Annotated in this window: 18 protein-coding genes; 6 read left to right on the forward strand and 12 right to left on the reverse strand. The window is 62.0% G+C overall.

The window, feature by feature from the left end; all coding sequences use genetic code 11:
- Window positions 1-10: 10 nt before the first annotated feature.
- From ACN9MX_RS04635 to moaB, 3 genes are read left to right on the forward strand one after another with little or no spacing between them, the layout of a single operon-like run.
- Window positions 11-715, forward strand: coding sequence for a uracil-DNA glycosylase family protein (locus ACN9MX_RS04635; RefSeq protein ID WP_426387473.1), 705 nt, complete (start codon window positions 11-13; stop codon window positions 713-715).
- Window positions 712-2514 carry a lytic transglycosylase domain-containing protein gene (locus ACN9MX_RS04640; RefSeq protein ID WP_426387267.1) on the forward strand — a complete coding sequence of 601 codons (1803 nt, stop codon included), beginning with the start codon at window positions 712-714 and terminating at the stop codon, window positions 2512-2514. Before ACN9MX_RS04635 ends, ACN9MX_RS04640 begins: the two co-directional genes overlap by 4 nt.
- The gene (moaB, locus tag ACN9MX_RS04645) at window positions 2514-3041 is read left to right on the forward strand and encodes a molybdenum cofactor biosynthesis protein B (RefSeq protein WP_363734763.1); all 528 of its coding nucleotides are present in this window, start codon (window positions 2514-2516) and stop codon (window positions 3039-3041) included. Before ACN9MX_RS04640 ends, moaB begins: the two co-directional genes overlap by 1 nt.
- 22 nt (window positions 3042-3063) lie before the next feature.
- Here moaB and ACN9MX_RS04650 read toward each other — a convergent pair whose 3' ends face one another.
- Window positions 3064-3573: a YbjN domain-containing protein gene (locus ACN9MX_RS04650; protein ID WP_426387268.1), complete on the reverse strand. Its 510-nt coding sequence runs from the start codon at window positions 3571-3573 to the stop codon at window positions 3064-3066.
- Window positions 3574-3655: 82 nt separating this feature from the next.
- Here ACN9MX_RS04650 and ACN9MX_RS04655 point away from each other — a divergent pair, with 82 nt between their 5' ends.
- Complete coding sequence (locus ACN9MX_RS04655; RefSeq protein WP_426387269.1) at window positions 3656-4723, forward strand: PA0069 family radical SAM protein; 1068 nt, start codon at window positions 3656-3658, stop codon at window positions 4721-4723.
- Window positions 4724-4766: 43 nt separating this feature from the next.
- Here the strand turns inward: ACN9MX_RS04655 and dnaE are convergent, their stop codons facing one another.
- A complete protein-coding gene (gene dnaE / locus ACN9MX_RS04660) occupies window positions 4767-8303 on the reverse strand; it encodes a DNA polymerase III subunit alpha (RefSeq protein WP_426387270.1) in 3537 nt (1178 codons plus the stop codon).
- A 175-nt stretch (window positions 8304-8478) separates the two neighbouring features.
- Between dnaE and ACN9MX_RS04665 the strand changes: the two genes are divergently transcribed.
- Window positions 8479-10287, forward strand: coding sequence for a diguanylate cyclase (locus ACN9MX_RS04665; protein WP_426387271.1), 1809 nt, complete (start codon window positions 8479-8481; stop codon window positions 10285-10287).
- On the opposite strand, the gene ACN9MX_RS04670 is transcribed toward ACN9MX_RS04665, so the two are convergent.
- Together ACN9MX_RS04670 and ACN9MX_RS04675 are read right to left on the reverse strand one after the other, a co-directional pair.
- Entirely contained in the window at window positions 10273-10962 is a 690-nt protein-coding gene (locus ACN9MX_RS04670; RefSeq protein ID WP_133652068.1) for an ABC transporter ATP-binding protein, read from the reverse strand. The genes ACN9MX_RS04665 and ACN9MX_RS04670 overlap by 15 nt on opposite strands.
- Window positions 10955-12205 carry a lipoprotein-releasing ABC transporter permease subunit gene (locus ACN9MX_RS04675; protein WP_363754682.1) on the reverse strand — a complete coding sequence of 417 codons (1251 nt, stop codon included), beginning with the start codon at window positions 12203-12205 and terminating at the stop codon, window positions 10955-10957. Before ACN9MX_RS04675 ends, ACN9MX_RS04670 begins: the two co-directional genes overlap by 8 nt.
- A gap of 550 nt (window positions 12206-12755) precedes the next feature.
- On the opposite strand from ACN9MX_RS04675, the gene ACN9MX_RS04680 reads away from it, so the two are divergent.
- Window positions 12756-13220, forward strand: a complete 465-nt coding sequence (locus ACN9MX_RS04680) for an Hsp20 family protein (protein WP_363734755.1) — start codon at window positions 12756-12758, stop codon at window positions 13218-13220.
- A 47-nt stretch (window positions 13221-13267) separates the two neighbouring features.
- Here the strand turns inward: ACN9MX_RS04680 and ACN9MX_RS04685 are convergent, their stop codons facing one another.
- From ACN9MX_RS04685 to ccmC, 8 genes are all read right to left on the reverse strand, one after another.
- A complete protein-coding gene (locus ACN9MX_RS04685) occupies window positions 13268-15193 on the reverse strand; it encodes a potassium transporter Kup (RefSeq protein ID WP_363734754.1) in 1926 nt (641 codons plus the stop codon).
- Between the two features lie 142 nt (window positions 15194-15335).
- Window positions 15336-15971 carry a tetratricopeptide repeat protein gene (locus ACN9MX_RS04690; protein WP_426387273.1) on the reverse strand — a complete coding sequence of 212 codons (636 nt, stop codon included), beginning with the start codon at window positions 15969-15971 and terminating at the stop codon, window positions 15336-15338.
- Entirely contained in the window at window positions 15968-16378 is a 411-nt protein-coding gene (locus tag ACN9MX_RS04695; protein WP_363825820.1) for a cytochrome c-type biogenesis protein, read from the reverse strand. Before ACN9MX_RS04695 ends, ACN9MX_RS04690 begins: the two co-directional genes overlap by 4 nt.
- The gene (locus ACN9MX_RS04700; protein WP_208108035.1) at window positions 16375-16902 is read right to left on the reverse strand and encodes a redoxin family protein; all 528 of its coding nucleotides are present in this window, start codon (window positions 16900-16902) and stop codon (window positions 16375-16377) included. Before ACN9MX_RS04700 ends, ACN9MX_RS04695 begins: the two co-directional genes overlap by 4 nt.
- Complete coding sequence (locus tag ACN9MX_RS04705; RefSeq protein ID WP_426387274.1) at window positions 16899-18839, reverse strand: heme lyase CcmF/NrfE family subunit; 1941 nt, start codon at window positions 18837-18839, stop codon at window positions 16899-16901. The genes ACN9MX_RS04700 and ACN9MX_RS04705 overlap by 4 nt, the downstream gene beginning before the upstream one ends.
- A gap of 12 nt (window positions 18840-18851) precedes the next feature.
- Window positions 18852-19298, reverse strand: a complete 447-nt coding sequence (ccmE, locus tag ACN9MX_RS04710) for a cytochrome c maturation protein CcmE (protein WP_363734747.1) — start codon at window positions 19296-19298, stop codon at window positions 18852-18854.
- Window positions 19295-19420: a hypothetical protein gene (locus ACN9MX_RS04715; RefSeq protein ID WP_363734745.1), complete on the reverse strand. Its 126-nt coding sequence runs from the start codon at window positions 19418-19420 to the stop codon at window positions 19295-19297. Before ACN9MX_RS04715 ends, ccmE begins: the two co-directional genes overlap by 4 nt.
- A 4-nt stretch (window positions 19421-19424) precedes the next feature.
- On the reverse strand, window positions 19425-20147 hold the full coding sequence (gene ccmC, locus ACN9MX_RS04720) for a heme ABC transporter permease CcmC (RefSeq protein WP_363754685.1): 723 nt from the start codon (window positions 20145-20147) through the stop codon (window positions 19425-19427).
- Between the last annotated feature and the right edge of the window lie 99 nt (window positions 20148-20246).

The following is a 20246-nucleotide window of genomic DNA, read 5'->3' on the forward strand; positions in this document are numbered from 1 at the left end:
GCGGGGATTATTGATGGAAAATCTGGCGGAAACCGCCAATGCCTATATGGCATGGTGGAGTCTGGCCGGCGTTGATTGCGCCGTCGGGGAGGAGCCGATGAATTGGCTGCGCCCTGTTCAGGACGCGGCGCGCCCGCGGATTTCCGCTGCGGATGATGGTGCCACCTTGACCCGGCCCCAGTCTTTCGAAGCCTTCATAACCTGGCTGGCGGAAGACGCTGCGCAGCCGGAGCGGCGCTGGCCGGGCGCTGCCATCATGCCTGCGGGGCCTGTCAATGCGCCGCTCATGGTCATTACCGACATGCCCGATCCCGCCGATTTAGAGGCAGGAGTCCTGTTCAGCGATCGTGCGGGACAATTGTTCGACGCCATGTTGCGGGCGATTGGCCTCGATCGGCAGGACGTCCATCTGGCCTCCCTTTTCCTGTCCCGCCCGCCAGGTGCGATGGTAGAGGCGACGGATCTTGCATTGGCCGCAACGCGCATGCGCACACATGTGATGTTTGCTTCACCGCAAAGATTGCTGTTGTTGGGCGATCGGACGATCCGCACGCTGATGCCCACGGCCGATTCAGGTTTACGGAAATTTAACCATGATGGCGGCACTTTACCCGCCTTCGCCACATTTCACCCGCGTTTGCTGCTTGGCCAGCCCGCGGCAAAGGCAGAATGCTGGCGTGTCATGCAAGGTCTGATCGAGGAAATGACTAAGTGATCCGCGCCACCGCCTTTTCGTCATGCGTCGCAGCGCTGGCCTTCACGGCAGCTACAGTGATGCCGGCACAGGCCGATACGGCTGACTCCATTCCAGCGACATACAGGGATATGTCGTCCTCGCCCCTGCAATTGAGCGATGGGGACAAAGGCCGGTATAGTTCCATCTACGCGGCTTTGCGGGACCAGCGGTGGATCGATGCGAAGGCGATGATCGCGGCGCTCGATGCGCAGGATGCATTCCGTCCGGTGGCCTTGGCCGAGCTTTATCTCGCAAAGAATTCGCCCAGGGTCGAACTGTTCGAATTGCTCGACCTCATCAACAAGGCGCCGTGGCTGGACAAGGCTGATCAGCTTTCCCGCCTCGCGCAAAAGCGCGGCGCCACGATCCTGCCTACCCTGCCCCAGGTTCAGAAAATGGTCTGGCTGGGCGCTGCGCCGCGCCGCGAATATGTCGCCGCGGTGAAGACAGATCCTCTAGCCCAGGCGCTGGTCGGCCAGATTCAGACGTTCATCAAGAATGACGATCCAGCCGGCGCCGAAGCTGTGCTCGGTGCCGGGGAGGCCGGGCTGACGCCGGAGGGCCTGACCGAAGTGCGACAGCGCGTCGCCTGGGCCTATTATATCGAAAGCGATGATGCGAACGCGCGGCGCATGGCGGCAAAGGCTCTCGAAAGCCGGAGCGGCGGTGATTGGACAGTCCAGGCCCATTGGACGACAGGACTTGCAGCCTGGCGACAGAATGACTGTCGCGCTGCTGCCTCCGCCTTTGGCAATGTCGCTGCGCTTGCCAGCAACAGCGACATGCGCGCAGCCGGCGCTTATTGGGCTGCACGTGCCTATATGGTCTGCGGGGAGCCAGAGCGCGTCGAAAACCTGCTGAAAACCGCAGCCCGTTCTGAAGAAAGCTTCTATGGCCTCTTGGCCCGGGAAACGCTGGCGGAACCGCTGGGCGGCGCGCCCTCCGCCCCCCGCTTCGGCGTTGCTGAATGGCAGCAACTCAAGGATAGTCCGAATGTCCGGGCTGCGATCGCTCTTTCCGCAATTGGGGAAACGGCACGGGCCGACCAGATCCTCCGTTATCAGGCGAAGATCGGCGGTACCGGCCAGTATGAGGCGTTGATCCGGCTGGCGAGCACGCTCAACATGCCCGAAACGCAGCTCTGGCTGGCCCATAACGGACCAGCCGGCAAGCAGCCTGGCAGTTTCGCGCGCTTTCCCGCACCCAATTGGCGGCCCGATGGCGGGTGGCGCGTCGACCCGGCGCTCATCTATGCCCATACGCTTCAGGAATCGGGGTTCCGGCGGGATGTCGTGAGCAGCGCGGGCGCCAGAGGGCTGATGCAGGTACTGCCCAGCACAGGCAACCTGATGGGTCTTTCCGCGTCCGACCAATTGTTCGTGCCGTCGACCAATATGGAATATGGCCAGCGCTATCTTGAAAACCTGCGCGACATGAGCGCGACCGGCGGGCTGCTGCCCAAGGTTATGGCCGCCTATAATGCCGGTCCGGCACCTGTCGAACGGTGGAACAGCGAAGTGAAGGATAATGGCGATCCGCTGCTGTTCATCGAATCCCTGCCTTATTACGAGACGCGCGCCTATGTGAACATCGTGATGCGCAATTACTGGATGTATCAGATTCAGGCGAAGGGCAGTGCGGACTCCCTGGCCGGCATCGCGCAGGGCCTATGGCCGACATTTCCGGGGACCAAGGGGTCGCGCCTGGTGCGCCTGACGCCGAAGAGGCCGATGGCGAGCGCCAGCATCGCCTCCAGCATCGCGGGCGGTTCCGACTGATGCCGATCGATGAAAGCCGGGCCTTCCTGCCGGTCAGGATCGCATTGTTGACAGTGTCGGACAGCCGCACGGTTGCCGACGACCGTTCCGGCGACACACTGGCGGAACGCATCACAGGCGCTGGTCATATCCTGGCGGACCGCCATATAGAGAAGGACGAACGCTCGGCCATCGTTGCGCGCCTGCATGCCTGGATAGACGATCCGCAGATCGATTGCATCATCACAACCGGGGGAACGGGCGTGACGGGCCGCGACATTACCCCCGAAGCGCTGGCACAGGTGCAGGACAAGGAGATTCCGGGCTTTGGCGAACTGTTCCGCTGGCTCAGCTATCAGAGCATCGGCACATCGACCATCCAGTCGCGGGCGACCGCCTGCGTGGCTCGGGGTACCTATATCTTCGCTCTGCCCGGATCCACCGGCGCGGTGAAGGATGCCTGGGATGGCATACTCGTCAGCCAATTGGACAGTCGTTTCCGGCCCTGCAATTTCGTGGAACTCATGCCGCGCCTGACCGAGCGCTGACATATCGCCGCAGACTGCGGCCTCATTTATCAGGCGCGGGGTTTTCCTTGAAGAATTTGCTCGCCTCGCCCAGCATGACCGTCCACCAATCGATCACATCCTCGAAATTCTTCTGATTGAGGCCGCCTACCGTCGTCACATCATAGGCAACCGCCAGAGACCCGTCGTCCCAGACCGACATCTGCGCGAATCTCTTGTCCTTGTTCCATTTATTGGCAAGCTCAGGCGTATTGCCGCCGTCATCCTCGAAGCTCACCTGAAATTGCAGCGAGCCGCAATGGCGCGTCTGCTCGCATTCGTAGAAGAAGATCGAATAATCATAGCCGCTCGCCGCGCTTTCGATCTTCGGATTGCCGGTCTGCTTGCTCTTGCTCAGCAACGCCTTGTATCCAGCGGCCTGCAACGCCTGCACCACTGTCTGCGGATCACTCGCGCATATCAGTCCTGTGCCGCAGGCTTCCTTGTCGGCCGCCAGACAAGGCGACGCCAGCGCCGCCATCCACAAACTTGCCGCGACGATGATCTTCCGCATGATGCCCCCATTTTTCAAAGGGTTTAGATGAACCTTCGGGTGGGGCCTTGTCAATATGTTCTCTTTATGTTCTAATTGAGCCATGGCGACGGAGAAAGGCAGAGGTGCGACGGCGAACGGCGAAAGCCGTCGCTTCAACATGCCCGAGCGGAAGGAGGACGGCGATTGGCTGGATGCCCTGACCGAGATTGACGGCGCTCCGCCAAGGCGACGCACAGAGGTGACCATCGAACGCGCTCGCACCATCATCAGCCGGAACAATTCTCCCGATATCGCCTTCAGCCAATCGATCAACGCCTATCGGGGCTGCGAACATGGTTGCATCTACTGCTTTGCCCGTCCGACCCATGCCTATCACGACCTGTCCCCGGGCCTCGATTTCGAAACCCGCCTGTTTGCCAAACCCGATGCTGCGGCACTTCTCCGCAAGGAGCTTTCCAGAAAGTCTCATCTGGTCAGCCCGATCGCGATGGGCACCAACACAGATCCTTATCAGCCGATCGAACGAGATTGGAAGATTACCAGGCAATGCCTTGAAATATTATGGGAATGTCGACACCCAGTCTATATCACTACCAAATCCGACCGCATAGTGCGCGATCTGGATCTGTTGACCCGGTTGGCGCAGGAGCGGCTGGTCGCGGTGATGATTTCGGTGACCTCGCTGAACCCGCTCACGGCCCGAACATTGGAGCCGCGAGCGCCGCATCCGCTCCGGCGCATGGAGGCTATCCGGACGCTGGCGCAGTCGGGCATTCCGGTCGTGGCCAGCATATCCCCGATCATCCCTGCGATCACCGATCATGAGATAGAGGATATTGTCGAGCGCGTCGCCTCTGCCGGTGCGCTGGACGCCACCTATATTTCCGTCCGCCTGCCGCATGAAGTCGCACCTCTATTTCGCGCCTGGCTGGAGGAACATTATCCCGACCGCGCCGCCAAAGTAATGGCGATCATTCGCGACATAAGGGGCGGCCGGGACAATGACCCGAACTTTGGCAGCCGAATGCGGGGAGGCGGCGTGTGGGCCGACCTGATCCGCGCCCGTTTCCAGAAGGCGCGACGGCGAGCGGGCTTTACCGGCGAGCGGGTGACGTTGCGTACCGACCTGTTCCGACCGCCGGAGGGCGATCAGATGAGCCTTTTTTGACAACCGTCAGATTTCACTGCGGGACGCCACCCCGAACTGTCGCCTATCCAGCGACCAGTCGCAAACCCGAACGGCGGTTGCGGGCGCGATAACCATCGGCCTTGGGCTCCATGCGTTCGAACGATCCGATGCGCAAACCTGCTATGGTCGCGATGCTGTCGACCTGATCGGCGCCGATCAGATAATCGTCGCCCAGGAACAGTCGCACCGCTCTGCCCCCACCCACGGGCGCCCGCAGGAAGACTTCACTTCGTCCTCCCTTGGCCCGTGCAAGAAGCTGCGCGAGCGTGCCGATCGCCGCTGCGTCGCTCACATCGACCACCAGTTCCATCCGCGAACTGTTGGCCAGTTGGCGGAAGGGTTCGATCCCCCGGATCGTAACGCGCGGCGTTTCTTCGCCCGGCATACGGTCCAATTCCACCATCAACAGCGCGCAATCGCCTTCGCGCGCCATATCCTCGATCGCCCTGCACGCATCTTCATCGAAGCAGCTTGCCTGAAACTGACCGCTGCTGTCGGAAAATGTGGCGGAAGCATAGCGTGCGCCCCGCTTGGTTTCGCGCCAGCGGACATCCTCGACCATCGCCGCCATCACGCCATTGGCGCGCCCGCCCTCCGCCACAGGTTCGGTGCATATGGCGCCATAGCTTTTCGCGCCACGGGCTTCCGCCAGATGCCGGTAGCGGTCGACCGGATGCGCGGAGAAATAAAAGCCGAATGCCTCCTTTTCCTGCGCCATGCGATCCGCCGTTGACCAGGTCTGATGCGGCGGAATGCGGACGTCGGCATGCGGCGTTTCGACATCTCCAAACAGGCCGCCCTGCCCGCTTTCCCTCGCCTCCGCAGCGCTGGAGGCAACACTGAGGATAGTCTCCGCCGCCGCATGGACACCCGCCCTGTCGGCATGCACGCCATCAAATGCGCCCGCGGCCGCCAGACTTTCCAACTGTCGTCGATTGAGCAGCCGCGGTTCGATCCGATCGGCAAAATCGTCCAGGGACTTGAACGGTCCGCCAGCGTCCCGCTCCGCCACGAGTTGCTCCATCGCCTTCTCACCTACGCCTTTCAGGCCGCCGAGCGCATAACGCACGGCAAAGCCCAGGCGCGGATCGTCACCGTCATATTCCACCGCTTCGACCGAGAAATCCGCAAGGCTGCGGTTGATGTCCGGCGCAAGACAGTTCAGCCTCATGCGCCGCATGTCATCGACGAAAACGGTCAGCTTATCCGTCAGATGGATGTCGAAGGCCATGGAGGCGGCGTAGAATTCCGCCGGAAAATGCGCCTTCAGCCAAGCCGTCTGATAGGCGAGCAGCGCATAGGCGGCGGCATGCGACTTGTTGAAACCATAGCCCGCAAACTTGTCGATCAGGTCGAAAAGCTCATTTGCCTTCGCGGCCGCGATGTCGCTCTGTGCGCATCCTTCGACGAAGCGCGCGCGCTGCGCGTCCATCTCCGCCTTGATCTTCTTGCCCATGGCGCGGCGGAGAAGGTCGGCGTCGCCCAACGAATAGCCTGCCAGGATCTGCGCGGCCTGCATCACCTGCTCCTGATAGACGAAGATGCCATAGGTTTCTTCGAGAATCGGTTTCAGCAGGATGTGGGGATATTCAATCTGTTCCTGCCCGTTCTTGCGACGGCCGAACATCGGGATATTGTCCATCGGCCCAGGGCGGTAGAGCGAAACAAGCGCGATGATGTCACCGAAATTGGTCGGGCGCACAGCGGCCAGCGTCTTGCGCATGCCCTCCGATTCCAACTGGAACACGCCGACCGTGTCGCCCCGCTGAAGCAGTTCATAGACGGCCGGATCATCCCAGCCGAGCGCATCAAGGTCGATCGCCACACCTCGGCCCGCGAGCAGTTGTACCGCCTTCTGCAGGACGGACAGCGTCTTGAGGCCCAGAAAGTCGAATTTCACCAGCCCCGCGCCCTCGACATATTTCATGTCGAACTGCGTCACCGGCATGTCCGATCGGGGATCTCGGTAAAGCGGCACAAGCTGGGACAATGGCCTGTCGCCGATCACCACACCGGCCGCATGGGTCGAACTGTGGCGGGGGAACCCCTCCAGCTTCATTGCGTAATCGATCAGCCGTTTGACCTGCGCGTCATTGTCATATTCCGCCCTGAACTCCGCAACGCCGTTCAGGGAGCGCTCCAGCGTCCAGGGGTCGGTCGGATGGTTGGGCACCAGCTTGGCCAGACGGTCGACCTGGCCGTAGCTCATCTGCAGGACGCGCCCGGTATCCTTCAGAACGGCGCGCGCCTTCAGCTTTCCGAAGGTGATGATCTGTGCGACATGGTCCGCGCCATATTTCTGCTGGACGTAGCGGATTACCTCGCCCCGCCGCGTTTCGCAGAAGTCGATGTCGAAGTCCGGCATGGAAACGCGTTCCGGGTTCAGGAAGCGTTCGAACAGCAACCCCAGTTGCAGCGGATCGAGATCCGTGATCGTCAGCGCCCAGGCGACGACCGACCCCGCACCCGAACCACGTCCCGGCCCCACCGGAATGTCATGATCTTTCGCCCATTTGATGAAGTCGGCCACGATCAGGAAATAGCCGGGGAAGCCCATCTGGATGATGATGTCGGTTTCGAACTGAAGCCGGTCGAAATAGGGCTTTCGCGCTTCCTCCCCGATGATGCCGGCCTTTGCGAGCCGCGCCTCCAGCCCCGCCGTCGCCTGCTCGCGCAGCATCTTCGCTTCGCCTTCTATGTCTCCGGCCAGGCTGGGCAATATGGGCTTGCGCTTGGGTGCCGCGACGGCGCAGCGCTGTGCGACCACCAGCGTGTTGGCGAGTGCTTCGGGCAGATCCTCGAACAGCCGCTTCATTTCCGCCGCCGGCTTCATCCAGGCGTCGGGCGAACTGGTCCGTCGGTCGGGCGTCTCGACATAGGCGCTGTCGGCGATGCAAAGCATCACATCATGCGCTTCATGGAAGTGCGGCTCGGCAAAGCAGGTCGGGTTGGTCGCGACCAGCGGCAGGTTGCGGGCATAGGCAAGGTCGAGCAGTTCATGTTCCGCCTTTCCCTCGACCGGGTCGAAGCGGCGACATATCTCAATATAGAGCCGGTCCGGGAACAGCGCTTCCAACCGCTTGGCATAGGCGAGCGCCGCAACCGGTTGATCCTCGGCAAAGAGCCGTGCCAGCGCGCCTTCCGCTCCAGCCGTCAGGGCGATCAGGCCCTCGGTACGCCCCGCCAGCATGTCGAGGCTGATATGCGGCACTTCCTCAACCGGACGGTCAAGATGCGCCATCGACACAAGCGCGCAGAGATTGTCATAGCCGGCCGTATCCTGCGCATAAAGCGCGATCCAGTCGTGAACCGGCGCCGCATTGGCCGGCCGATCGGGCCGCGAAATGCCGACCATGGCGCCGATGATCGGTTGCACCCCTTCGTCCTTGCAGGCGTCGGAAAAGGCCATGGAGCCATAAAGGCCGTTGCGGTCCGTGATCGCGGCGGCCGGAAAGCCCAGTGCCTTTGCCTGTTTGGCGATCTTCTTGGGATCGATCGCCCCTTCCAGCATGGTGAAAGATGAAAAGACGCGAAGGGGAACGAAACCGGCATGAGGCATGCGCTCATTTAGGCATTGCCGTCGATTCGGCACCAGCCCCCAGATGCAGAAAGTCGTGGGTAAATCACGCCGTCCTGGCCCGATGGTTAACATATCTCCAACTTTTGAGTCGCAAGATCGTCCGAGCCGGCCGGTGATCTCATCCGCCCGGCAAACGCTATCGCTCGGGATGATCATGCGCCTGTCTACCATCACCAATTATGCTTATGGCGCCACCGTGGCCCTCACCCTGGCTTCGGGTGCGGTCATGCTGATGGCGTCCAGCGCGGAGGAGAAGGAACGGGCTGCCGTCGAACAGCGCGCTATTTTCGACCAGTTGACCGCCACGCTGGCGGAAGACGCCTACAGGCAAACCGAACAGGCCCGTGCCTATGTGATTGCGGGCGATCCGTCGCATATCATCGCCTATCAACGGGAGAAGGCGATGCTCCGTTCTGTCGAGCAACGAATCGCCCATCTGCGCGATCGCGGGGCCAGCGTCAGCGAACTCGCAGCATTGCAGCAGGGATTGCATTGGGCCGATGCGCTGACGGCTGAGCAGGAATCGGCGATCAGCGCTGCCCAGAGGGGCGACGGGGAAACCGCGCGCACCATCCTCTTCGGTGACGAATATGGCCGCGAGCTGGATCGGATTGCCGCCCAGATTGGCAAGTTCCAGTATATGCTGGACCAGCGGACAGAGAATATCGTCAGTCAGGCTACCGAAGCGGCCCGCCGATGGCGGTTCGTGTCGGAAATCATGATGGGTGCAACCGCCCTGCTGTTCCTGTGCGTGCTCTACTTCATCCTGAAACAGCGCATATTGCGGCCGGTGGTGCGGTTGAGCGATGTCGTCACGCGCCTCGCCGCGCAGGATTATGCCGCCGTTCCGCCGGACTTTCCTCAGGTGGACGAGATCGGCGACATGGCCCAGGCTATCCGCATCTTTCGCGAAAACGGCCTGGAAAGGCAAAGACTGGAGCAGGAACGGGATGCCGACCGGATCACGCGCGACCAGCTCTCACGCATGACCCAACGCCTCCAGGGCTGTGACTGCACCGGCGACCTGGTCGAGGTTGTCCGGCGTTTCGCCCCGGAGATCGCCCCCGGTTTCGCCGGACGGCTCTACATTCACGACGCGCGACGCAACATGATGGTGCAGGCGTGCGACTGGTTGACGCCCCGTGAGTCGGGCCAGGAATTCGCGCCGACGACCTGCTGGGCGCTGCGGCGCGGGCAGATACACAAACCGACCGGCGAGCTGATCGACATTCCCTGCGAACATTTCGACGCGGCTCCGCAGATACGCACAATCTGCATCCCGCTGTCGGCGCAGGGTGAAAGCATCGGGCTACTCTATGTCGAGGAACCCGAGGATCGGACAGCCGAACAGATCGGGCGCACCGAAAAATATCTGGAAATGCTGGCGGAAAATATCGGCCTGGCACTCGCCAATCTGCGGCTTCGCGATGCATTGCGGCAGATGGCGATGGCGGATCCGTTGACCGGCCTTGCGAACCGCCGCCGGTTCGATGCGGTGTTCAAGGAGCAGGTGGCCCACGCCGAAAATTCCCTGTCACCGCTGGCCTGCCTGATGGTGGACATAGACCATTTCAAGCGGTTCAACGATGCGCATGGCCATGATGCGGGCGACGCCGTACTTCGCGCCGTGGGCGGCGTGCTGAACGACGCCTTGCGGGAGAAGGATTGCGCCTTCCGCCTGGGTGGAGAGGAATTTGTGCTGCTGATGCCCGGCTTCGCGCAGGATCAGGCCATCGACCGCGCCCTGCAGGTGCAGCAGAAATTGCAGGCGCTGCGCGTCCATCATGAGGGCGAAGAACTGGGGCCGGTCACCGCCTCCTTCGGCCTTGCGGTCTTCCCCGAACATGGCCGTGCGGAAACGCTGGTCCGGACGGCGGATGCAGCATTGCTTCGCGCCAAGAACCAGGGACGCGATCAGATCGTCATCGCGACGATCCGCGATGCGGCGTCACATCACGCCTGAGCTTTCCTCCAGCTGCCCTTCGTGAAGACGCACGACCCGGTCCATTTTCTCCGCCAGTCGTTCATTATGCGTTGCCACCAGCGCTGCGGAGCCTTCCTCGCGCACCAGCCGCAGGAATTCGGCAAGCACGACATCGGCGGTCCGCTCGTCCAGGTTGCCGGTGGGCTCATCCGCCAGGACCAGTGCTGGCCGATTTGCCAGCGCCCGCGCCACGGCCACCCGCTGCTGCTCCCCGCCCGAAAGTTGGCTCGGGCGATGCTCCAGCCGATGGCCCAGCCCCAATGAACCGAGCAGCGATTCTGCGCGGACGCGGGCTACCGCCATCTCCGCATCGCGGATCACCTGCGGCAATATGACATTCTCCACTGCGTTGAAGTCCGGCAGCAGATGGTGGAACTGGTAAACGAAACCAAGCGCATCCCTCCGCAGCCGCGTCCGCCCGTCATTGTCCAGCTTCGCCGCTTCCTCTCCCGCAATGCGGATCGACCCGTCAAATCCGCCCTCCAACAGTCCGACCGCCTGGAGCAGCGTCGACTTTCCCGATCCCGACGGGCCGAGCAGCGCGACGATCTCACCCTGCCCTACAGACAGGTTGACGCCCCGCAGCACTTCAATCGTAACGCCGCCCTGGGTGAAGCTGCGCTTCAGGCCGGCGACCTGCAATATTTCATTCATAACGCAGTACCTGCACAGGATCGGTGTTGGCCGCCTTGAACGCTGGGTAAAGCGTCGCCAGGAAGCTGAAGATCAGCGCCATTAGACAGATGGTGGCAATCTCCACAGGATCGGGCTTGGCAGGCAATTCGGTGAGAAAGCGGATCGAGGGATCCCAGAGATTCTGTCCCGTAAGGAACTGGATGGCGTTCACCACGCTCTGACGGAAGAACAGGAAGGTGAATCCCAGCACCATCCCGGCCGCCATGCCCAGCGCGCCGATCGTCACGCCGACGGTCATGAAGATCTTCACCAGGCCTCCGCGGCTGGCACCCATCGTACGCAGGATCGCGATATCGCGCGTCTTGGCGCGCACCAGCATGATCAAGGAGGAGAGGATGTTGAACACGGCCACCAGCACGATGATGGAAAGCACGACGAACATCGCGACGCGCTCCACCGCAAGCGCTTCGAACAGGGACGCATTCATCTGCCGCCAGTCGGTGATGATTGCGCGACCGGCGACCTTTCCTGCCAGCGGCTCCAATATGGCGGCCACCTGATCGGCGTTCACCGTCTCGACCTCGATCATGCTGACAACGTCACCCAGCAGCAGCAATGTCTGCGCATCCTCCACCGGCATGACGACAAAGGCCTTGTCATAATCGTAGATGCCGACCTCGAAAATGGCGGCCACCTGATAGGAAACCTGTCGCGGTACGGTGCCGAAGGGCGTCGAACGGCCTGCCGGATTGATGATGGTGATATTGTCGCCCAACTGGATGCCCAGATTTTCGGCTAGGCGCGATCCAATCGCCACCTTGCCGCTATTGGGCGTGAGCGCGCTCAGGCTGCCCGCGACGACCTTTGCCTTGAGTGTTGCATTATTGCGGATGTCGTTCACGGTCATGCCCCGCACCAGCACCGCTTCGACCCGCCCCTGAAAGCTGCCGAGCAGCGGCTGCTCGATCAGGGGCGTGGCGCTGGTGACGCCGGGCGTCGCCTTCGCTTCCTTCAATATGGCCTTCCAGTCAGGCAACCGCCCGCCATAGCCCTGGACGACGGCATGGCCGTTGAGGCCGACAATCTTGTCGAAAAGTTCCGCGCGAAAACCGTTCATCACGCTCATCACGATGATCAGCGCCGCAACGCCCAGCATCACCGCTACCAGGCTGATGCCGGCGACGAGGAAGATGAAACCTTCCCCCTTTCCGGGCAGCAGATATCGCTTGGCAATCATGCGTTCGTATCGGGTCAGAATCATGATGGCGCGAATGGCCTCTCGATGGGGACAGGCAGACCATCTAGCATGCTCTCGACCGACGGCAAGCATTGCCGAATTGTTGCAATGGGGCCACAGCCTCTCAGGGAAAATATCGGCGCCCGGAAATAGCCCGTGACAGCGGCCTGCTCTATCCATAGCACATGCTGTGAAGCACAGGTAAATGGCCGTGGTTCAGGGATACTGCATCCCGCTTCAAGCTTAGGGGGCTGAGAAGTGGTTGAGGCAGGCCAAGGGGGAGACGAGAAATCGTCCATCAGTACCCGGGTCGTGGCAGCGCGGCCCGGGTACTTTTATTTTCAAACATGAACTGCCCGCCATCCGGACGCTTTCTGACGCAGGCATAACGAGGATTGCGGCCTGACATGACCTTCGTCCTGCCATCGAAAATCCCGTTATCCGACCACTTGAAACCCTTTTCTCCCAAACCATATCCCATCCGTCCGGCCGCCACATGGGGTTGGACATGGTACCGCCGGATGCCTTGTTCTGGGTCCGGCATGTTCATTTTGCTCTTTGGGAGATTATGACAATGCGTGGTTTTGACCTTACCCCCTATCGTCGCTCGACCGTCGGCTTCGACCGCCTTTTCGACCTTATCGAAAACAACGCCAGGTTGAGCCAGGGCGACAATTATCCCCCGTTCAACATCGAACGGATTTCCGAAGATCGCTATCGCGTCACGCTGGCCGTCGCAGGCTTCCGTACGGACGAGATCGACATCACTGCCCAGCAGAACCTGCTTCAGGTCACCGGGCGCAAGGAAGATTCGCAGGGCGGCGACCGCTCGCGTTTCCTGCATGTCGGCATCGCCAATCGCAGCTTCGAGCGCCGCTTTGAACTCGCTGATTTCGTGCGGGTCGAAAAGGCCGATCTGGCTGATGGTCTGCTGACGATCGAACTCGTCCGCGAAGTGCCAGAGGCCATGAAGCCGAAGAAGATTGCGATCAACGGCGGTCAGCTCGTTGAAATCAATGCCGACCGCGACGCGGCCTGATACGCCGCTTTGAACGATGGGGCGCGGCAGTTCTGCCGCGCCTTTTTTCAGATTTCGACCTGACTACCCAATTCGACCACGCGATTGGTCGGCAGGCGGAAAAATTCCATCGCACTTTCCGCATTGCGCAGCATCCACGCGAAAATCTTCTCACGCCATAGCGGCATGCCGGGCTTGGCCGACGGCAGCAGAGTCTGGCGGGCCAGGAAGAAGCTGGTGTCCATCATCCTGAACGCCTGACCGCAGCCCGTGACATTCTTGAGCGCAGCGGGAACGTCGGGTTCCTGCATGAAGCCATATTGCAGGACCAGCCGGAAGAATCCGCGACCCAGATCCTCCAGCTTGCAGCGTCCGTCATCCTCGACGGCTGGCACGTCCCTGATCTTGACGGTCAGAAGGATGACGCGCTCATGCAGCACCTTGTTGTGCTTGAGATTGTGCAACAGGGCGTGGGGCACACCGTCAGGCGTGGAGGTCATGAACACCGCCGTCCCAGGCACGCGAACCGCGCTGTTCGCAGCGGAAGCGACGAAGACCGGGATAGGCATGGCGGCTTCGCGCAAACGATCCTGCACCAGCCGGCGCCCACGCGACCAGGTGGTGAGCAGGGTGAAGATCACGAAACCAATTAACAGCGGGAACCAGCCGCCGGCCGGCACCTTCGTGAAGTTGGCCGCAAGATAGGCGCCGTCCACCAGGAACAGCACGGTCAACAGCGGCGCAGAATAATACCACGGCCATTTCCACAGGCGATAGAGCAGCACCGTCAGCAGAACATTGTCGATGAACATCGCGCCCGTGACCGCGATGCCATAGGCTGCGGTAAGATTGGACGAGGTCTGGAACACCAGCACCAGCAGGATCACCATGACCATCAGCCCCCAATTGATCAGGGGTATGTAGATCTGCCCGGCAGTCGAGGCATTGGTGTGCGCGATCCGCAAACGCGGCATGAAACCAAGCTGGATCGCCTGCTGCGTGACGGAGAAAGCGCCGGAGATCACCGCCTGGCTGGCGATGATCGCCGCAAGCGTCGCCAGACCGACCAGCGGCAATTGCGCCCATTGCGGCGCCAGATAATAGAAGGGGCTATGAAGAGCTGCCGTACCCTCGCGGAACAGCAGCGCGCCCTGCCCCATATAGTTCATCATCAGCGCCGGAAGCACGAAGGCCAGCCACGACACGCGGATCGGGCTGCGCCCGAAATGGCCCATATCTGCGTAAAGTGCTTCGGCGCCCGTAACCGCCAGCACGACAGCACCCAATGCCAGGAATGCGGGCAGCGGGTCGGTGACGAAGAACATGACCGCCCAATAGGGATTGAAGGCATAGAGAATGCCCGGTGTCCTGACGATGCTGATGATGCCCAGGACCGCGATGGTGACGAAATAGAACATCATGATCGGCCCGAACAGCGATGCCACGCGGTTCGTCCCCAATCCCTGTATCCAGAACAGGCCGAGAAGGATGATGATCGCGGCCGGCAGAATGAGGGGTGCAAGGTTGCTGTTGTAAACCGCCAGCCCTTCGACCGCGGACAGCACCGACACCGCCGGTGTTATCATCGAATCGCCGTAGAACAGTGACGTCGCAAAGACGCCCAGCAGGACGATACCGCGGGACCATCGCTGAGTCCTGGTTTGACCGTTGATGAGGGCAAGCAGGGCCAGGCTGCCCCCTTCCCCCTTGTTGTCGGCACGCATGATGACGGTCACATATTTGAGCGTCACAACCAGCATCATCGACCAGAACATGAGGCTGATGACACCCAATATATGGTCTGGATCGAGATCCAGATGATGATGCCCGGCAAAGGTTTCCCGGAATGCGTAGAGCGGACTGGTGCCGATGTCGCCGAACACGATGCCGATCGCGCCGACGACCAGCTTCATTGTCGCTTTTTGCCCGGCATGGCCGTGATCCTGGGCGCTTTCGTCATCGGCGCGCGCGGCGCCCGCGATCTCGTCAGCCATGAAGAAAATGCCGAATTGTCATGATCTTTGGATACCCGAACGGGGAAGCGGCCCGTCTTGTCATTCCATAAGCCCCCGCAAACCGCCGCGCCCTATCACGGCTGCGGGATGGTGGCAATGATGCCGCAGACGCCGCGACCGGCTACTGGCTTCCAGACGCCAGCATGGCATCGATACGCGCAATATTGGCTTCGAGTTCCTTCTTGACCTCGCTGTCTTCAGGCGCGCTGGCGGCAAGTGGCGCCCAAAGCGCCCGGGCTTCCTTGAGCTGGCCCGCGCGGGCCAGCGCCAATCCGTAGAAATAACGCGGCGCTGGCCCTTCAGGATCAATCGCCATCGACCGGCGATAGGCAAAATCGGCAGCGGGAGAGAGCACGCCGCCCGCATGCGCGACCAGCGCATTGCCGAATCCCAGCCAAAGATTGGGGTCGTCTGGCGCCTCGCGCAGGCCGGACAGCAACACATTGGCCGCTTCCTTCGTTTTCCCCTGCCGCCCGAGACCGTCCGAGACCATGAGCCACGGGCCTGCCTTGCCATAGCGCTCGGCAAGGCCGCGGCGCTGCTCGGCGAGTCTTTCGTCGAAGGCGACAGCGCCCCCTGCTGCCGGCTGCCGAGGCGAACCCGCCAGCCCCGGACGCCCCTGCCAGGCATAGCCGGCCAGTCCCAACAACAGCGCAGCGGCCGTAATTTCCCAAGCTGTCCGCGGTATGCGGCCGATTGCGACCAGCGCGATGCTGACCAGGGCCAACAACCCAATGGCGATGATCCAGCCGATCATGACCGGCGTCTCCGCCTGATCCGCCCGCGCAGCAGCAGCAGCCCCAATCCCAGGAGAATCAGCGGCGCGGCCCAGAGCGGCCAGAGGATCGGATCGGCCGTCGGCTCATAGCTCACCCAGTCGCCATAGCGTTCGATCAGCCAGGCGCGGATATGTTCCGGCTCCTCGCCGGCCATGATGCGTTCGCGGATCTGGGAACGCATGTCACCGGCCATGCTGGCGTTGCTGTCCGCTATGGACTGGCTCTGACAGGTAAGGCAGCGAATCGTTTCCATCAGCGTCCGCGCCTTTCTCTCCAGCGCCGGATCTTCGATCTGCCGGTCGGCATAGGGCGCGGGCGGCAGCGCCGACTGCGCAAGGGCAGGCGCATTCAGCAGCAGCGCCAGGAGGACGATCAGCATCCTCATTGGGCATTCCTCAGCCGGTCGAGGATCATCGGAACGTCATCCTCGCGAATGTCGCCCACATGCTGATATGCGATGCGCCCTTTGCCATCGATGATGAAGCTTTCGGGAACGCCGGACGATCCCATGGCGATCTGCACCTCGCTGCGTGCATCCAGCCCAATGCGGGAATAGGGATTGCCGTAACGGTTGAGGAAGGCATCGACATCGGGCCGGGCGTCGCGGATGGCGATGGCGTCTATTTCCACACCAGCCCGCTTGAGCGCCAGCAACTGCGGCGCTTCGGCGGCGCAAGGCACGCACCAGCTCGCGAAGATGTTGAGCAGGCGCGGCTTGCCGGTCGCAAACTCCCCACTTTGCAGCGGCGGACGGTCGCTCGCGGCGGCAGGCAGGGCGAACGCAGGCAATGGCTTGCCCACCAGTTTCGAGCTGATGATCCGATCGTCCGGGCGCAGCAGCCCGCTTGCAAATAGCCCGAAAAACCCAAGAAACAGCGCCAGCGGCAGCCAGATCAGCAGCTTTTTCATGCGGCATTCTCCGTAGCCTTGCGCGCGCGCCATTTGAGCAGCCATCCGCGTCGTTCGCGTCCGACCAGCGCCAGCGCTCCGCCAAGGGCGATCAGGAAGCCACCGAACCAGATCAGCGTCACGAACGGCTTCCACCAGACGCGAAGCTGCCAACGGCCTTCGTCCGCCTCCTGCCCCAATACGACATAAAGCTGCCCGTCCCAGCGCGTGAGCAGAGCCGCCTCCGTCGTGGTGGTCGGTGGCGAAGCAAAGAAGCGCGACTGCGGATGGATGAGGACCGGCTCCCCACCGCCTCGACTGGCTTCCATATCCGCCTGGAGCGCGGTCCAGTTATCGCCCGCGATCGGCAGGATCTGCCTGAAGCGAAGCGTCCAGCCCGCGGTCTCCACCCTATCGCCCGGCCGGGCAGCGACCAGCTTTTCCACGGTGAACGCCGAATCGCAAGCCATGCCGGCGAGGCTGACCGCACAGCCCAGATGCGCGATCACCATGCCCCAGGTGAAAAGTGGCGTCCGCCACAGATTGCGCTTCCAAAGCGGTGCGACGCTGCCCACCGCGACGACCAGAGCGATCACCAGACCAAGAAAGGGCAATATGCCGATCCGGCCCCAGGCAAATACCGCCAGGGCGAGGAACACCAGCCCGGCCGCCACCATTGGAACGGTAATGCGGCGGATCACCTCCCGCATCCGGTCACGCCGCCAGCGAGTCAGCGGCCCCAGCACCATGGCGATCATCAGCACCAACGCCACGGGTCCGGCGATACGGTCGAAATAGGGTGCGCCCACCGACACCTTGTGCCCAAAGGCCTCAGTCAGCAGCGGATAGAGCGTGCCGACCAGCACCAGCCCTAAAATCACGGACAGCAGCAGGTTGTTGACGACCAGCATGGTTTCCCGGCTGACCAGTTCGAACGGCGCACCCTCGCGGACTGCGCCCACGCGCCAGCCGAACAGCGCCAGCGCACCACCAATGTAGATGCCCAAAAGCGCCAGGATGAAGGTTCCGCGCTCCGGATCGACGGCAAAGGCATGAACGCTGGTCAAAATGCCCGACCGGACGAGGAACGTGCCCACCATCGACATGGAGAAGGCGATCACCGCCAGCATCACTGTCCAGGCCCGTAGCGCGTCCCGAGTTGCCAGCACCGTTACGCTATGCAGCAGCGCTGTCGCCGCCAGCCACGGCATGAGCGAGGCGTTTTCCACGGGATCCCAGAACCACCAGCCACCCCAGCCCAGCTCATAATAGGCCCAATAGCTGCCTGCCGTGATACCAAGCGTCAGCAATATCCATGCGCCCAGCACCCAGGGCCGCATTGCGCGCGCAAAGGCCGCGTCGACCTGCCGGGTCAACAAGGCGCCGACCGCAAAGGAGAAGGCGACGGACAAGCCGACATAGCCGAGATAAAGCGTCGGTGGGTGAAACGCTAGGCCGGGGTCCTGCAACAGCGGGTTCAACCCCTGCCCATCCGGGGCAGGCGGATCGATCCGCGCAAAGGGATTGGAGGCGAAAAGCAGAAATGCATAGAAGCCGAGGCTGATCGCAGCCTGCCCGCCCAACGTCGCCATATGCGTGTCGCGTCGCAAGGCGCGCTCAAACAGGGCGACGGCCGAACCAGCGACTCCCATCACCGTGACCCACAGCAGCATCGACCCTTCATGATTGCCCCAGGTCCCGGCGAATTTGTACAGCCATGGTTTCATGGAATGACTGTTGCTGGCGACCAGCAGGACCGACATGTCGGACCGCAGGAACAGGGTTATCAGCAGGGCGAACGCCAGTGCCGTCAGCACGCCCTGCGCCACCGCCACGGGACGGACCGCGCCGAGCAGATCGCTCTTGCCCCCTGCCAGGCCGATCGCCGCGAGAGCCAGTTGCAGCAGCGCCAACGATGCGGCCAACCATAATGCGGCCAGGCCGGATTCAGCGATCATGTGCGCCTCGCTTCACCGATCCACCTTCATCTTGTGGGTCTTCTCATCATAGCTCATGCCTTCCAGCTCACGAGGCATGTAACGTTCGTCATGCTTGGCCAGCAGGTTTGTCGCCTGGAAAGTGCCGGCGGCATCGAACGCTCCTTCAGCGACGACGCCGGATCCTTCGCGGAAAAGGTCGGGGGTGATTCCCTTGAAGCTCGCGGGAACGGTGGACTTGCCATCGGTGACGTTGAAACGGATGGTGACGCCGTCGCTGGCGCGCTTCAGGCTCCCCTTCACCACCATTCCGCCCAGCCTGATCGCCTTGCCCGGCTCGACACCCTTCGTCTTCACGTCGTAGGGCGCGTAGAAATAGGCCGCCTCATCCTTCAGCGCGGAAGCGGCGAGCAGACCCGCACCAATGAGCGCGACGAGCGCCACCACGGCAAGGACCAGCCTTTGATGCTTTGCCTTCATGGCCTGTCCGCCGATGCCCTGCTTTCAGCGCCCTGCATCGCCCGCCAGCTGAGCAGGCTGATTAAGCCCGTACCCAGAAAGGTGAGCGCATAGGCGCCGATCACGAAAGCCCACTGGTTCATATCCTCACCCCCGCGCCAGCCTTTGCATGCGCGCTTCGATCTTGTTCTGCGCCAATATGGCGCGCATGCGCATCAACACGATCGCGGCGAAAAGCAAGGTGAATCCGATCAAGGTAAAGCCGAGCGGCCAGAGAAGCGCTCCATCGATGCTTGATCCCCGCAACGTGATGCTGGGCCCCTGATGCAGGCTGTTCCACCACACGACCGAGCGGTTGATGATCGGGATATTGATCGCGCCGACGAGCCCGAAAATGGCGGTCACCGGGCTCACTCCGCCGTTGCCCTGTCGCGCGCTGGCGTTGGCGAGCGCGATATAGCCCAGATAAAGGAACAACAGCACGAGCATGGATGTCATCCGCCCGTCCCATTCCCACCAGGTTCCCCAGGTCGGCCGCCCCCAGATCGATCCGGTGATGAGACAGATCGCCGTGAAGAATGCGCCGGGCATGGCGATGGCGCGGCCCGCGATCGACGCCAGAGGATGACGCCAGACGAGTTGCATGAGGGCCGCGATGGCGATCCCGGTCCATCCACCCATCCCCAGCCATGCTGCAGGCACATGAATATAGAGAATGCGCACCGTATCGCCCTGCAGATAGTCCGCGGGCGTCACGAACAGGCCGCATGCCGCGCCTGTCAGCAACAGGATAAGCCCCGGCCAGAACAGCCAGGCGGTCAACGGCCGGGCAATTTTGAGGAAGCGTGCAGGATTGGCGAAACGATGCATGAGACGAGGCTATTAGCTTCCCCGTGGGCTCAAGGCCAGTAGGCCTTTTTCCCAATTTCATCGCCCGAAAACGGCGGCCGGCCGGAACCACCTCCCCCC

The organism is Sphingobium sp. R-21 (assembly GCF_049913335.1).
In the GTDB taxonomy this organism is placed as follows: Bacteria; Pseudomonadota; Alphaproteobacteria; order Sphingomonadales; family Sphingomonadaceae; genus Sphingobium.

Coding starts and splice junctions, on each gene's coding strand:
- moaB (WP_363734763.1), top strand. CDS start 2,514: ATGCCGATCGATGAAAGCCGGGCCTTCCTGCCGGTCAGGATCGCATTG.
- ACN9MX_RS04650 (WP_426387268.1), bottom strand. CDS start 3,573: ATGCGGAAGATCATCGTCGCGGCAAGTTTGTGGATGGCGGCGCTGGCG.
- ACN9MX_RS04655 (WP_426387269.1), top strand. CDS start 3,656: ATGGCGACGGAGAAAGGCAGAGGTGCGACGGCGAACGGCGAAAGCCGT.
- dnaE (WP_426387270.1), bottom strand. CDS start 8,303: ATGCCTCATGCCGGTTTCGTTCCCCTTCGCGTCTTTTCATCTTTCACC.
- ACN9MX_RS04665 (WP_426387271.1), top strand. CDS start 8,479: ATGCGCCTGTCTACCATCACCAATTATGCTTATGGCGCCACCGTGGCC.
- ACN9MX_RS04670 (WP_133652068.1), bottom strand. CDS start 10,962: ATGAATGAAATATTGCAGGTCGCCGGCCTGAAGCGCAGCTTCACCCAG.
- ACN9MX_RS04675 (WP_363754682.1), bottom strand. CDS start 12,205: ATGATTCTGACCCGATACGAACGCATGATTGCCAAGCGATATCTGCTG.
- ACN9MX_RS04680 (WP_363734755.1), top strand. CDS start 12,756: ATGCGTGGTTTTGACCTTACCCCCTATCGTCGCTCGACCGTCGGCTTC.
- ACN9MX_RS04685 (WP_363734754.1), bottom strand. CDS start 15,193: ATGGCTGACGAGATCGCGGGCGCCGCGCGCGCCGATGACGAAAGCGCC.
- ACN9MX_RS04690 (WP_426387273.1), bottom strand. CDS start 15,971: ATGATCGGCTGGATCATCGCCATTGGGTTGTTGGCCCTGGTCAGCATC.
- ACN9MX_RS04695 (WP_363825820.1), bottom strand. CDS start 16,378: ATGAGGATGCTGATCGTCCTCCTGGCGCTGCTGCTGAATGCGCCTGCC.
- ACN9MX_RS04700 (WP_208108035.1), bottom strand. CDS start 16,902: ATGAAAAAGCTGCTGATCTGGCTGCCGCTGGCGCTGTTTCTTGGGTTT.
- ACN9MX_RS04705 (WP_426387274.1), bottom strand. CDS start 18,839: ATGATCGCTGAATCCGGCCTGGCCGCATTATGGTTGGCCGCATCGTTG.
- ccmE (WP_363734747.1), bottom strand. CDS start 19,298: ATGAAGGCAAAGCATCAAAGGCTGGTCCTTGCCGTGGTGGCGCTCGTC.
- ACN9MX_RS04715 (WP_363734745.1), bottom strand. CDS start 19,420: ATGAACCAGTGGGCTTTCGTGATCGGCGCCTATGCGCTCACCTTTCTG.
- ccmC (WP_363754685.1), bottom strand. CDS start 20,147: ATGCATCGTTTCGCCAATCCTGCACGCTTCCTCAAAATTGCCCGGCCG.